At 51.3% G+C, this 14573-nt stretch carries 8 protein-coding genes; 6 read left to right on the top strand and 2 right to left on the bottom strand.

Annotated elements, in window-relative coordinates; genetic code table 11:
• The first annotated feature begins 357 nt into the window (after positions 1 to 357).
• Positions 358 to 3027 (top strand): phosphotransferase RcsD, encoded by a 2670-nt coding sequence (gene rcsD / locus WN16_RS19720; RefSeq protein WP_003845134.1) that lies wholly within the window; start codon positions 358 to 360, stop codon positions 3025 to 3027.
• A gap of 16 nt (positions 3028 to 3043) precedes the next feature.
• Positions 3044 to 3694 (top strand): response regulator transcription factor RcsB, encoded by a 651-nt coding sequence (gene rcsB / locus WN16_RS19725; RefSeq protein ID WP_003027592.1) that lies wholly within the window; start codon positions 3044 to 3046, stop codon positions 3692 to 3694.
• 112 nt (positions 3695 to 3806) lie between these two features.
• Here rcsB and rcsC read toward each other — a convergent pair whose 3' ends face one another.
• Positions 3807 to 6653 carry a two-component system sensor histidine kinase RcsC gene (rcsC, locus tag WN16_RS19730; protein WP_044701167.1) on the bottom strand — a complete coding sequence of 949 codons (2847 nt, stop codon included), beginning with the start codon at positions 6651 to 6653 and terminating at the stop codon, positions 3807 to 3809.
• Between the two features lie 121 nt (positions 6654 to 6774).
• Positions 6775 to 9411 (bottom strand): DNA topoisomerase (ATP-hydrolyzing) subunit A, encoded by a 2637-nt coding sequence (gyrA, locus tag WN16_RS19735; protein WP_044701169.1) that lies wholly within the window; start codon positions 9409 to 9411, stop codon positions 6775 to 6777.
• A 158-nt stretch (positions 9412 to 9569) separates the two neighbouring features.
• Here gyrA and ubiG point away from each other — a divergent pair, with 158 nt between their 5' ends.
• From ubiG to yfaE, 4 genes are all read left to right on the top strand, one after another.
• On the top strand, positions 9570 to 10298 hold the full coding sequence (gene ubiG, locus WN16_RS19740) for a bifunctional 2-polyprenyl-6-hydroxyphenol methylase/3-demethylubiquinol 3-O-methyltransferase UbiG (protein ID WP_003027601.1): 729 nt from the start codon (positions 9570 to 9572) through the stop codon (positions 10296 to 10298).
• Positions 10299 to 10786: 488 nt separating this feature from the next.
• Entirely contained in the window at positions 10787 to 13072 is a 2286-nt protein-coding gene (gene nrdA / locus WN16_RS19745; RefSeq protein WP_003027604.1) for a class 1a ribonucleoside-diphosphate reductase subunit alpha, read from the top strand.
• Positions 13073 to 13182: 110 nt separating this feature from the next.
• Positions 13183 to 14313: a class Ia ribonucleoside-diphosphate reductase subunit beta gene (nrdB, locus tag WN16_RS19750; RefSeq protein ID WP_003027605.1), complete on the top strand. Its 1131-nt coding sequence runs from the start codon at positions 13183 to 13185 to the stop codon at positions 14311 to 14313.
• Positions 14313 to 14567 carry a ferredoxin-like diferric-tyrosyl radical cofactor maintenance protein YfaE gene (yfaE, locus tag WN16_RS19755; protein WP_003027609.1) on the top strand — a complete coding sequence of 85 codons (255 nt, stop codon included), beginning with the start codon at positions 14313 to 14315 and terminating at the stop codon, positions 14565 to 14567. Before nrdB ends, yfaE begins: the two co-directional genes overlap by 1 nt.
• Positions 14568 to 14573 lie beyond the last annotated feature (6 nt).

Raw genomic sequence — 14573 nt, forward strand, 5'->3', positions numbered from 1 at the left:
TTTACCCCTATTTCAGCCGAATGCTCAGCGTTCGGTTTTTTTTTACCCTTCTTTACACAAAACTTACCTTTCTGTGCTACCGATGCAAAACTATAACGACTATTAACTATCTCATAGCACTGCGCTCAGATATAAGCCTGACAAATAATTGATTGTTATTTAATGCTAAATGTATACTTTCCGTACGAATATTTGTACCCGCCGTTATCCACTGTACACCTTTGCACCGTCACGGGTGCAACCAAATGAGGCGTAAAAAATGCAACCTCTGCCGCGCGGTGTAAGTGTGGTAATTCATACATTACCCTTTATACTGCCCCTTCATCTTTCGCGTCGTTTAACAGGTCATAAACACGAATGAGTCAGTCTGACACAACGGTTTCCACCCGATTCTCCCTGTTGCCAGGAAGTATTACCCGTTTCTTCTTATTACTGATCGTTGTGCTGTTGGTGATGATGGGTGTTATGGTCCAGAGCGCCGTCAACACCTGGTTAAAAGATAAGAGCTATCAGATCGTCGATATTACCCATGCCATTCATAAAAGGGTCGATACCTGGCGATACGTGACCTGGCAAATCTATGACAATATTGCCGCCTCAACCAGTTCGCCGGGTGCAGAAGGGCTGCAGGAAACGCGTCTGAAACAAGATGTCTATTATCTTGAGAAGCCACGCAGAAAGACCGAGGCGCTGATTTTCGGCTCGCATGACAGTTCTACATTGGAAATGACCCAGCGCATTTCAACATATCTGGATACGTTGTGGGGCGCAGAGAATGTCCCATGGTCAATGTATTACCTGAATGGTCAGGACAACAGCCTGATCCTAATCTCGACGTTACCGCTGAAAGATCTTACCTCCGGTTTTAAAGAATCGACGATTGGGAATATTGTCGATTCCCGGCGCGCTGAGATGCTGCAACAGGCTAATGCGCTAGATGAACGTGAAAGCTTCTCTTCACTGCGCCGTCTGGCCTGGCAGAACGGGCATTACTTCACGCTACGCACGACCTTTAATCAGCCAGGACATCTGGCAACGGTTGTCGCCTTTGACCTGCCGATTAATGACTTGATCCCGCCCGGTATGCCGCTGGACAGTTTCTATCTGGAACCTGATGCCACCTCAACGACCGAGCACCTGAATGAAAAAGAGTCGCCTGACAGCGTCAGCATTAATTTCAACAACAGTAAAATTGAGATCTCTTCGGCGCTAAACTCAACGGATATGCGGCTGGTATGGCAGGTTCCGTTTGGCTCATTGCTGCTCGACACATTGCAAAGCATTCTGCTACCGCTTTTGCTGAACATTGCGTTGCTGGCCCTGGCGCTATTTGGCTATACCACTTTTCGCCACCTCCCAGTCCGTTCCACCCAAGTGGCGCCAAACCTTGCGGCAAATAATGAACTGCGCGTTCTTCGCGCAATCAACGAAGAGATTGTTTCCCTTCTGCCGCTGGGATTACTGGTACACGATCAGGAAGCAAATCGTACGGTTATCAGCAACAAAATTGCCGATCACCTGCTGCCGCATTTAAATCTGCAAAACATTACCAACATGGCAGAGCAGCATCAGGGAATCATTCAAGCCACCATCAATAATGAACTGTATGAAATCAGACTGTTTCGCAGCCAGATCTCCCCGAGAACGCAGATCTTTATCATTCGTGACCAGGACCGCGAAGTGCTGGTCAATAAGAAGCTGAAACAAGCGCAGCGGCTGTATGAGAAAAATCAGCAGGCCCGCGCGGCCTTTATGCAGAATATTGGCAGCGCGCTGAAAGACCCCGCGAAAACGTTGGCTGCCAATGCCGCCGCGCTCAATACACCGGACAGCCAGAAACTGGCAAATCAGGCCGACGTTCTGGTGCGAATGGTGGACGAAATCCAGCTAGCCAACCTGCTGGAGAACGATGCCTGGAAAGGTGAATCCACACTGTTTTCCGTGCAGGCATTAATTGACGACGTAGTTCCGGAGGTTCTGCCAGCCATTAAGCGTAAGGGGCTGCAGCTACTGATTAAAAATCATCTTAGCGCCCATGATGAACGCCGTGGCGATCGCGATGCCTTGCGCCGTATTTTGCTGCTGTTGATCCAATATGCGGTAACCACCACGCAGATTGGTAAAATCACGCTGGAAGTAGACCAGGATGAGTCAGAGGCTGAACGCCTGACCTTCCGCATTCTGGATACCGGGCAAGGCGTCACATTGAATGAAGTTGATAATCTCCATTTCCCGTTCATCAATGACACGCAGGGCGATCGGTATGGCAAAGCCAACCCTCTGACGTTCTGGTTGTGCGATCAGTTAGCCCGTAAGCTTGGTGGACACCTGAATATCAAAGCGCGGGAAGAACTTGGAACACGTTATATCGTCCATGTTAAAATGCCGCTGCACGATCAACATGCTGATAGTGAAGAACGCCTGTTGGATGACGTCTGCGTAATGGTTGATGTCACCTCAAATGACGTACGTAGCATTGTATTACGTCAGCTGGAAAACTGGGGGGCAACCTGCATCACGCCCGATGAACGGTTGAATAGTCAAGAATATGATCTCTTTTTAACGGATAATCCGTCTAATCTTACTGCTTCAGGCCTACTTTTAAGCGATGATGAGTCTGGCGTGCGGAAAATTGGCCCTGGCCAACTGCGCGTTAACTTTAATATGAGCAATGCTATGCAGGAAGCTGTCCTTGAGCTGATTGAAGAGCAACTGGCGCAAGAAGGGTTCCAGGAACTCCCCCTCGGCGGGGATGAAAACGCCGAACTTCATGCCAGTGGTTACTACGCTCTCTTTGTAGACACAGTACCGGATGATGTTAAGAGGTTGTATACTGAGGCGGCTATCAGCGATTTCGCTGCGTTAGCCCAAACGGCCCATCGCCTGAAAGGCGTGTTTGCCATGCTTAATCTGGTACCCGGCAAGCAGTTATGTGAAGCGCTGGAACATCTTATTCAAGAGAAAGATGCTCCAGGTATAGAAAAATACATCAGCGACATTGACGTTTACGTCAAGAGCTTGCTGTAGCAAGGTAGCCCAATACATGAACACTATGAACGTAATTATTGCCGATGACCACCCGATTGTACTGTTCGGTATTCGTAAATCACTTGAGCAAATCGAGTGGGTAAATGTTGTCGGCGAATTTGAAGACTCCACTGCACTGATCAACAATTTGCCTAAGTTGGATGCGCATGTGTTGATTACCGACCTCTCCATGCCGGGAGATAAATACGGTGATGGGATCACGTTAATTAAATATATCAAGCGTCATTTCCCGAGCCTGTCGATTATCGTTCTGACCATGAACAACAATCCGGCTATTCTGAGCGCGGTACTGGATCTCGATATTGAAGGGATCGTACTGAAGCAAGGTGCGCCAACCGATCTGCCGAAAGCGCTTGCCGCACTGCAGAAAGGTAAGAAATTCACCCCGGAAAGCGTGTCTCGTCTGCTGGAAAAAATCAGCGCCAGCGGCTATGGCGACAAACGTCTGTCACCGAAAGAGAGTGAAGTTCTGCGTCTGTTTGCCGAAGGTTTCCTGGTTACTGAAATCGCGAAAAAACTCAACCGTAGTATTAAAACCATCAGCAGCCAGAAAAAGTCGGCAATGATGAAACTCGGTGTGGAAAACGATATCGCCCTGTTGAATTACCTCTCTTCCGTAACGCTGAGTCCCTCAGACAAAGAGTAATTCTTTTAACACCAAAGTGCCTGATGGCACGCCGTTTATCAGGCCTACGAATGACACTGCGTGGTGCGTGTTCCGTAGGCCGGATAAGGCAAGCGCCGCCATCCGGCATCTGTTATTCCCGCGCCTTCCTCACCCTTTCCGCATAGACTGTCAGCGTTTGCTTCAATACATCCAACGTCACTGGCTTAGACAAACAGCTATCCATACCCGATTCCAGGCAACGCTGCTTCTCTTCGGCCAGCGCGTTGGCCGTCACGCCGACAACCGGCAGCGTTAACCCTAACTGGCGGATACGCTGGGTCAGGCGATAACCATCCATGTTTGGCATGTTGACGTCACTCAGCACAATGTCGATATGATTTTTGCTGAGCACATTGAGCGCATCCACACCGTCATTCGCGGTTTTACACTGATATCCCAACGATCCCAATTGATCGGCCAGTAAGCGCCGGTTTATAGGATGATCGTCAACAACCAGGATCATCATGTCATCGTTCGTCGCACCGGCTTTATCCGGGGTTGGCAGCGCCGTGGAGAGCTCTTCACTCCCCAACTCTACACTGTAGATATGTGCCAACAGCGCAGGCAGTTCGTGCGGTGACGCCACGCTGTGTACCCATTCTCCAGGCTCTCTTTCCAGCGGAATGCCAATATGTCGGCGGCAGAAAATCACCGCTGCTCGCCCCTGCCAGTCCTGTTCCAGCACATCGTCGGCCACCAACAGGTCATCCGCATCGGGCTGTTGTCCCTCATATCGCAGCACCATCATCCCATTACGCGTCAGGCTGGATTCGAGAAAATGGTACAGTGACGCATTACGTACTGCCAGCCAGCAGCGCGTGCCAGCCAATCCTTCAACACCCTTTTTCAGCGGATACTGTGCGCCATAAAGCGGAATACGCAGCGTAAACTGGCTCCCCATTCCCGGCTCGGAATCGACGGAAATATCCCCATCCATCATGCTGATCAGTTTTTCACAGATCGCCAAACCAAGTCCCGTTCCCTGGAAATTACGCTGTACGCCAGTCCCCACCTGGAAGAAAGGATCGAACAACCGAACCACCTCTTTGGCAGGGATCCCTACACCCGTATCACGCACTCGAATGCTCAGGTAGTCGCCGCTGCACTGCACGTGCAACACAATACAACCGGTATCGGTAAACTTGATTGCGTTACTCAGTAGATTAGAAATCACCTGTTGTAAACGCATCGGATCGCCATTCAGCGCCACAGGCACATCCGGATCGATAAAGCAGTACAACCCCAACTGCTTGCGGACCACCAGCGGCAAATAGTTAGCCGTAATATGGTTCATGACTTCACGCGGTGAAAACTCTCGCGGTTCAATCTTCAGCTGTTCAGATTCAATCTTTGAGAAGTCGAGAATATCGCTGATAATTTTCAGCAGCAGGCTGGAAGAGTTATTCATCGCCGTTACCAGACGATCCACCCCACTCGGTAACTCTTTGGTTTGCAACAAATCAAGGTTACCGATAATGCCATACAGCGGGGTACGTAGCTCATGGCTCACCGTCGCAAGGAACATCGATTTTGACTGGCTAGCCTGTTCCGCCGCCTGTGCCATCTCCTGCAACGACTCTTCCATTTTAACGCGCGCACTGACATCAACAAGGACACAAATTGCCACGTTTTCATTACGATAACGCGAGTGCACAAAGCTGATTTGCAGATTGGTATTGTTGCTGGTCAGCACATCAACAAAATTGACCTGTTGGCCGCAAATAATTTGCGTTAACCGCTGACGGTCTTCATGCGTCAGCATGTTCAGATAGGTGTGCGCCAGTTCGTTACTCAGGATATTAATGCCATCCATCGTGCGCAGAATACAAATACCCACCGGCGCAGAAGCCACGATTTTACGGTTAAACTGCTCATGTTCTTCCAGCCGCTGAGCATCACTTTCCGCTGGAATAAAAATGCGCCGTTCATACATGCGCGTGAGCATAAACAATGCCGCCCCGACCAGCACGTTCAGCAATATAGCGTTCAGGATCATCATGCGGATCCGCTCCAGCACCAGGTCAACAGGAACGGAGTACACGATGCTCAGGGAGGACGGAGGCAGATTTTTCTTCAATACCAGCTCGCGGAAACCCGGCGTGTAACCAAACCAGGAGCGCTCCTGCATCCAGTGGGGCTCAGCCTTAATATTCCCTTCAGGGCCGGTGAGAGAAATTAGCGCATGGCCATTTTCGTCGAGGATGGTCACGCCCATCGGTAAACTGCCCGGCGTGAAGAAATTCTCCATGCGAATAGGTTGCTCTACGCCCAACAGCGCCTGGAGACGATTGGCGAGGTAAACCGGCGTCAGTGCATAGAAATACCCTACCCCCGGACGCGGCCCCTGGCTAATCCAGAACAAGTTGTTGCCGTTATCTTCTTGCGTAGCATTGCGATACTTAATAATGCGCTCATGCAGAGCCTTCAGGGCCTCGTCTCGTTCGACGGGCATATCACGCAAACCGAAATTGGCCATACAGAGGTTGTCGCTGCCGATCAGGAACACTCGATTTAAATCATAAGCGGCGGAAAAGTTGTCGCGCCAGTAGCGCATAAACCATGCCAGTGATTCCAGAGAACCTCGCCAGGCGTTACCCATTACGGAACAGTCGGAGTCGGCAAACAGCGGCTCAAAATTAGGCACGACGGTTTTATCATCTCGCGCCCGCAACGACATCACGCCGTTTTCCGCTGTTAAGCGATTTTCGGCAATATATTTCAGCTCTTTAATCACATCAGAGGTGCGCTGAATGTAACGTTGGGCCTGATCGGAGCTGAGATTAAGCTCCTGATGGATTTCAGACTCTCGCTGGTGCAGCGCATTCACAATGTAAAACACGGAGGCAAACGCAATCAGACACCAGATAACGAGCGCCAGCGCTCTGAACAGGTAGCGTGAGACTTTTAGGGTTGAATGAACGGAAGCAAGGTATTTCAAAGGGGCGAAGCTCCGCCTCAGGGCATTAATAGAGTGTGGTTAAGGTAGCGGTAAATGTCTTTTGTCGCAATGCCATTAAAAAAAGGGCCGGAGTTCTCCGGCCCTTCTTATTACGTTTTAATTACTCTTCAGCGTCATCCGCTGCATCATCATCGCTTTCCGCTTCAGGCGCGATATCCTCGTCACCTTCAGCTGCACTTCCGTCGATGGAGTCGAGCTCTTCATCATCAACCGGTTCAGCAACGCGTTGCAGACCCACAACGTTTTCGTCTTCCGCAGTACGGATAAGGATAACACCCTGGGTATTACGCCCTACCACGCTGATTTCCGACACGCGAGTACGTACCAGCGTACCTGCATCAGTGATCATCATGATCTGGTCGGTATCTTCAACCTGTACTGCGCCAACAACGGAGCCATTACGCTCGGTGACTTTGATGGAGATAACACCCTGCGTACCACGAGACTTGGTTGGGTATTCGCTTTCCGCTGTACGCTTACCGTAACCGTTCTGTGTGACGGTCAGGATTGCCCCTTCACCGCGTGGAACGATCAGGGAAACAACGGAGTCTTCACCTGCCAGTTTGATCCCGCGAACACCGGTCGCCGTACGACCCATCGCGCGAACTGCGTTCTCTTTAAAACGCACCACTTTACCGGCAGCAGAGAACAGCATAACTTCGTCATTACCGGACGTCAGATCAACGCCAATCAGTTCGTCGCCTTCGTTCAGGTTGACGGCGATAATACCGGCAGAACGCGGACGGCTGAATTCGGTCAATGCCGTTTTCTTCACGGTACCGCTGGCGGTTGCCATGAAGACGTTGACGCCCTCTTCGTACTCGCGTACCGGCAGAATTGCGGTGATACGTTCGTTCGCTTCCAGCGGCAGCAGGTTAACGATTGGACGTCCACGCGCACCACGGCTCGCTTCCGGCAGTTGATAAACCTTCATCCAGTACAGACGACCACGGCTGGAGAAGCAGAGGATCGTGTCATGGGTGTTGGCCACCAGCAGGCGGTCGATAAAGTCTTCTTCTTTAATGCGTGCTGCAGATTTGCCTTTACCGCCACGACGCTGCGCTTCGTAATCGGTTAACGGCTGATATTTCACGTAGCCCTGATGAGACAAGGTCACGACAACATCTTCCTGGTTAATCAGATCTTCGATGTTGATGTCAGCGCTGTTCGCGGTAATTTCGGTCCGACGAGCGTCACCGAACTGTTCACGAATCAGCTCCATCTCTTCACGGATAACTTCCATCAGACGATCTGCGCTGCCCAGAATGTGCAGCAGTTCAGCGATCTGTTCCAGCAGCTCTTTGTATTCGTCGAGCAGTTTTTCGTGCTCAAGGCCGGTCAGTTTCTGCAAACGCAGATCCAGAATAGCCTGAGCCTGCTGTTCAGTCAGGTAGTACTGACCGTCACGCACGCCAAATTCCGGCTCCAGCCACTCAGGGCGCGCGGCGTCATCACCAGCACGTTCCAGCATGGCGGAAACGTTGCCCAGTTCCCACGAACGCGCAACCAGCGCGGCTTTCGCTTCTGCCGGGGTCGGCGCACGGCGGATCAGTTCGATGATCGGATCGATGTTCGCCAGCGCAATCGCCAGCGCTTCAAGGATGTGCGCACGGTCGCGGGCTTTACGCAGTTCAAAGATAGTACGACGAGTTACGACTTCACGGCGGTGACGTACGAACGCGGCAATAATATCTTTCAGGTTCATGATCTTCGGCTGGCCATGGTGCAATGCAACCATGTTGATACCGAAGGAAACCTGCAATTGGGTCTGGGAGTAAAGGTTGTTCAGAACCACTTCCCCGACCGCATCGCGTTTCACTTCAATCACGATGCGCATACCGTCTTTGTCAGACTCGTCACGCAGCGCGCTGATGCCTTCTACGCGTTTGTCTTTTACCAGTTCGGCGATTTTCTCAATCAGGCGCGCTTTGTTTACCTGATACGGAATTTCGTGGACGATGATGGTTTCACGACCCGTTTTGGCATCCGCTTCGACTTCCGCGCGTGCGCGAATGTACACTTTGCCACGGCCGGTACGGTAGGCTTCTTCGATACCACGACGACCGTTGATGATCGCTGCAGTCGGGAAGTCCGGACCCGGAATATGTTCCATCAGCCCTTCAATGCTGATGTCTTCATCGTCAATATATGCCAGACAGCCGTTGATCACTTCAGTCAGGTTGTGCGGCGGAATGTTGGTCGCCATACCTACCGCGATACCGGACGAACCGTTCACCAGCAGGTTAGGAATTTTGGTCGGCATGACGTCAGGAATTTGTTCGGTGCCGTCGTAGTTATCGACGAAATCAACCGTTTCTTTTTCCAGGTCAGCCATCAGCTCATGGGCGATTTTCGACATACGGATTTCCGTATAACGCATCGCCGCTGCGGAGTCGCCATCGACAGAACCAAAGTTACCCTGACCATCTACCAGCATGTAACGCAAGGAGAATGGCTGCGCCATACGAACAATGGTGTCGTAAACGGCGATATCACCATGAGGGTGGTATTTACCGATTACGTCACCAACGACACGGGCAGATTTTTTATAGGCTTTATTCCAGTCGTTGCCCAATACGTTCATGGCGTAAAGTACGCGACGGTGAACCGGCTTCAGGCCATCTCGGACGTCTGGCAGCGCACGGCCAACAATGACCGACATCGCATAATCCAGATAGGAGCTCTTCAGCTCTTCCTCAATGTTGACCGGTGTAATTTCTCTCGCAAGGTCGCTCATCTAACCGCTATCCCTCTACTGTATCCCGGATTCAAAGGTCGCAAATTATAACACATACGTGAAGATTCAGGTAAATGGATTCCCCCTGACAGAGGCTTTATTCATCCCGTCAGGCTGATATACTCATTTGCATCGCAAATTTAGGAGTAGAAGCCCCAATGAATGCCGAAAAACCCCCGGTTACTCACAACGTTGACCATGAAGAAATTGCCAAGTTTGAAGCAGTCGCGTCACGCTGGTGGGATCTTGAGGGTGAATTTAAGCCACTGCACCGTATTAACCCGCTGCGTCTGGGCTACATTACTGAACGCTCAGGCGGCCTGTTTGGTAAAAAGGTTCTCGACGTCGGCTGCGGCGGCGGCATTCTGGCGGAAAGCATGGCGCGCGAAGGCGCAACCGTCACCGGGCTGGACATGGGCTTTGAACCGTTACAGGTCGCAAAACTGCATGCGCTGGAGAGCGGCATCCAGGTGGAGTACGTACAAGAAACTGTCGAAGAACATGCGGATAAGCATGCGCATCAGTATGACGTTGTGACCTGCATGGAAATGCTGGAGCACGTACCAGATCCGCAGTCGGTGGTCAGGGCCTGCGCCAGGCTGGTTAAACCGGGCGGCGAAGTCTTTTTCTCCACGCTTAACCGCAACGGCAAATCCTGGCTGATGGCGGTGGTCGGAGCGGAATATATTCTGCGGATGGTGCCGAAAGGCACGCATGATGTGAAAAAATTCATTAAGCCCGCTGAACTGTTAGAGTGGGTTGACCAGACCGTGCTGAAAGAGCGTCATATGACCGGCCTGCACTACAACCCCATCACCAACACCTTCAAACTCGGTCCGGGCGTTGATGTGAACTATATGGTGCATACCACCGCCAAAAGCGAATAAACCAGCGCTCATGGCCTTATGACGCTGGATTGTAGGCCGGATAAAGCGCGCCAGCGCCGCCATCCGGCACGACTCCGGGCTTTAACGCCTGATGGCGCTTCGCTTATCAGGCCTACGTTATTACGCATCGCCTACCAATCCTGAGTAGTACCGGTACAGCAATTTTTGCGCCAGATCATAAGAACTTTCCTTACCTTAGATGAAGAAATCAGCACTCGATCAAAATTTCTATTTTTTTTCTCAATTATTGACATCCCCGCCAGGCCTTATAAGACGCGCACTTAGCGATTCTCACCCTTTTGCAACCTCAATTTAACCTCAAAATCAACTCTTGTGCTGAAAAGAATCCCTACTAGAATACTCACCATATAGCGTCTATTTTATCAAACAACCCCTATATATAGTATTTATCCACAGACTTAGTCACAACATGACTCTGTGGATAATATGGGGGATATTTTTTCTTTCACGGACAGGTAAAAAACCACATGAATCAGAGTCTGCTGGTGACAAAGCGTGATGGTAGTACAGAGCGCATCAATCTCGACAAAATCCACCGAGTTCTGGATTGGGCGGCAGAAGGACTGAATAACGTATCGATCTCTCAGGTCGAGCTGCGCTCCCACATTCAGTTTTATGACGGTATCAAGACCTCCGATATCCATGAAACAATCATCAAAGCTGCCGCCGACCTGATCTCCCGCGAAGCGCCGGATTATCAGTATCTGGCCGCCCGTCTGGCGATTTTCCATCTGCGCAAAAAAGCCTATGGCGAGTTTGAACCGCCAAAACTGTTTGACCATGTCGTGAAAATGGTTGAAATGGGCAAATACGACAATCATCTGCTGGAAGACTACACGGAAGAAGAGTTCAAGCAGATGGACTCGTTCATCGTACACGATCGTGATATGACCTTCTCCTACGCTGCGGTGAAGCAGTTAGAAGGCAAATATCTGGTGCAAAACCGTGTTACCGGTGAGATCTATGAAAGCGCACAGTTCCTCTACATTCTGGTAGCAGCCTGCCTGTTTTCTAACTATCCGCGTGAAACACGTCTGCAATATGTAAAACGTTTCTACGACGCCGTTTCTACGTTCAAAATCTCGCTGCCGACGCCGATTATGTCCGGCGTGCGTACCCCAACGCGTCAGTTCAGCTCCTGCGTACTGATCGAGTGCGGCGACAGCCTTGACTCCATCAACGCAACCTCCAGCGCGATTGTGAAATACGTTTCTCAGCGTGCCGGTATCGGCATTAACGCCGGTCGCATCCGTGCGCTGGGTAGCCCGATTCGCGGCGGTGAAGCGTTCCACACCGGTTGTATTCCGTTCTACAAGCATTTCCAGACTGCGGTGAAATCCTGCTCTCAGGGTGGCGTACGCGGCGGTGCAGCCACGCTGTTCTACCCAATGTGGCACCTGGAAGTTGAAAGCCTGCTGGTCCTGAAAAACAACCGTGGCGTCGAAGGCAACCGCGTTCGTCACATGGACTACGGCGTACAGATCAACAAACTGATGTACACCCGTTTGCTGAAAGGCGGCGACATCACCTTGTTTAGCCCGTCCGACGTCCCGGGTCTGTATGACGCGTTCTTCGCCGATCAGGATGAGTTCGAACGTCTGTACACCCAATATGAAAACGACGACAGCATCCGCAAACAGCGCGTGAAAGCGGTTGAGCTGTTCTCACTGATGATGCAGGAACGTGCCTCTACCGGTCGTATCTATATTCAGAACGTTGACCACTGCAACACCCATAGCCCGTTTGATCCGGTTGTCGCACCGGTACGCCAGTCCAACCTGTGCCTGGAAATCGCCCTGCCGACCAAACCGCTGACCGACGTTAACGATGAAAACGGCGAAATTGCGCTGTGTACGCTGTCCGCATTTAACCTGGGCGCTATCGAAAGTCTGGACGAACTGGAAGAGCTGGCCGTACTGGCGGTACGTGCGTTGGATGCGCTGCTCGATTACCAGGATTATCCGATTCCGGCCGCCAAACGCGGTGCGATGGGTCGTCGTACGCTGGGTATTGGCGTTATCAACTATGCCTACTGGCTAGCGAAAAACGGTAAACGTTACTCTGACGGCAGCGCCAATAACCTGACTCACAAAACCTTTGAAGCGATTCAGTATTACCTGCTGAAAGCGTCTAACGAGCTGGCGAAAGAGCAAGGCGCATGCCCGTGGTTTAACGAAACCACCTATGCGAAAGGCATTCTGCCGATCGATACCTATAAAAAAGACCTGGATGCTATCGTCAGCGAATCCCTGCATTACAACTGGGAAAGCCTGCGCGAATCAATTAAAACTCACGGTCTGCGTAACTCCACGCTCTCCGCTCTGATGCCGTCCGAGACCTCTTCGCAGATCTCCAACGCCACCAATGGTATTGAACCACCACGCGGTTACGTGAGCATCAAAGCATCGAAAGATGGAATTCTGCGTCAGGTCGTGCCGGACTACGAACACCTGCACGACGCATACGAACTGCTGTGGGAAATGCCGAACAACGACGGCTATCTGCAGCTGGTAGGTATCATGCAGAAATTTATTGATCAGTCGATTTCTGCCAACACCAACTACGATCCGTCGCGCTTCCCGTCCGGAAAAGTACCGATGCAGCAGTTGCTGAAAGACCTGCTCACCGCCTACAAATTTGGTGTCAAAACGCTGTATTATCAGAACACCCGTGACGGTGCGGAAGACTCTCAGGACGATCTGGTACCGTCCATTCAGGACGATGGCTGCGAAAGCGGCGCATGTAAGATTTAATCTTTTGCCGGGTGGCGTAGCGCTTACCCGGCCTACAAATTAATTCGCGGTATTGTAGGCCGGATAAGCAAAGCGCATCCGGCAGTACATTCCAGACAGGATTCTCATCAATGGCATACACCACTTTTTCACAGACGAAAAATGATCAGCTTCTGGAACCGATGTTCTTCGGCCAGCCGGTGAACGTCGCCCGCTACGATCAGCAAAAATATGACATCTTTGAAAAACTGATCGAAAAGCAGCTCTCTTTCTTCTGGCGTCCGGAAGAGGTCGATGTTTCTCGCGATCGTATCGATTTCCAGGCATTGCCGGAACATGAAAAACATATCTTCATCAGCAACCTGAAGTATCAGACGCTGCTGGACTCCATTCAGGGACGTAGTCCAAACGTCGCGCTGCTGCCGTTAATCTCGATCCCTGAACTGGAAACCTGGGTGGAAACGTGGGCGTTTTCTGAAACTATCCATTCCCGCTCCTACACTCATATTATTCGCAATATCGTTAACGATCCGGCGGTGGTGTTTGACGATATCGTCACTAATGAGCAAATCCAGAAACGCGCAGAAGGTATTTCCAGCTACTACGACGAATTGATCGAGATGACCAGCTACTGGCATTTGCTCGGTGAAGGTACGCATACCGTTAATGGCAAAACGGTTGTCGTAAACCTGCGTGAGCTGAAGAAGAAGCTGTATCTGTGCCTGATGAGCGTCAACGCGCTGGAAGCGATCCGCTTTTATGTCAGCTTCGCCTGCTCCTTCGCATTCGCCGAACGTGAACTAATGGAAGGCAACGCGAAAATTATTCGTCTGATCGCCCGCGACGAAGCCCTGCATCTGACCGGTACTCAGCATATGCTGAACCTTCTGCGCAGCGGTGTAGACGATCCGGAGATGGCGGAAATTGCCGAAGAGTGCAAACAAGAATGCTACGACCTGTTCGTACAGGCCGCGCTGCAGGAAAAAGAGTGGGCGGACTATCTGTTCCGTGATGGCTCAATGATTGGCCTGAACAAAGACATTCTGTGCCAGTACGTTGAGTACATCACCAACATCCGTATGCAGGCTGTCGGACTCGATCTGCCTTTCCAGACCCGCTCTAACCCGATCCCGTGGATCAATACCTGGCTGGTGTCTGATAACGTCCAGGTCGCACCGCAGGAAGTGGAAGTCAGCTCTTATCTGGTCGGTCAGATCGATTCGGAAGTTGATACCGACGACCTGAGTAACTTCCAGCTCTGATGGGCCGCGTGACTTTGCGCATCTCTGGCACACAACTGCTGTGCCAGGATGAACATCCTTCCCTACTTGCCGCACTCGAGTCGCACGATGTTGAAGTCGAATATCAGTGTCGTGAAGGCTACTGCGGCTCCTGTCGTACCCGCCTGGTGGCGGGACAGGTTGACTGGATTGCCGAACCTCTGGCCTTCATTCAACCGGGTGAAATATTGCCCTGCTGTTGCCGGGCAAAAGGCGATATTGAAATAGAGCTGTAACGCAAG

The organism is Citrobacter sp. ABFQG, assembly GCF_004322975.1.
In the GTDB taxonomy this organism is placed as follows: Bacteria; Pseudomonadota; Gammaproteobacteria; order Enterobacterales; family Enterobacteriaceae; genus Citrobacter; species Citrobacter freundii.